This window comes from Photorhabdus africana, from assembly GCF_035181445.1.
Lineage (GTDB): Bacteria > Pseudomonadota > Gammaproteobacteria > Enterobacterales > Enterobacteriaceae > Photorhabdus > Photorhabdus laumondii.
In genome coordinates, this window is record NZ_JAXBVE010000198.1 from 1 (window position 1) to 414 (window position 414).

General features: G+C 52.2%; 1 pseudogene. It reads right to left on the reverse strand.

The features are described 5' to 3' along the window. Window positions 1-414: pseudogene (locus SLS51_RS23385) on the reverse strand (IS1634 family transposase); the annotation flags it as partial.

Here is a 414-nt window from a genome sequence, read left to right on the forward strand (position 1 = left end):
GTTGATGCTTGCCGGGTTTCCCGCGCCCCGCATACGCGGTAATCGCCTGAATTTCCGGCGAGGCGATGCCGATAAACTGGCATTGAGACTCAAAATCATGCAGTGCCTGTAAGGCATCCTCCCGGCAGGCAAAGGGCTTTTTGCCCAGTTTGTCGAACTGTTTAGACTCGTTTTCTGTTTCCCTGAGTGTGTTTTTCCGGAAAGTCTGGTTTTCACGTTTTTCTGCCGCCGTACTGTTCACCAGTAACCAACGCTGAGGAACGCCGCCATACGATGACGTCACCCAGCAGCCTGAATAGCCCTCACTGATGGGGCTGAATTGCTCCGCTGTCACGTTCAGGAGAGACTGTTTAGCTTCCTTGATCGTCAGGGGAACACGCGTAATAAATCGTTGTTTTTGCTGATGAAGCGAAG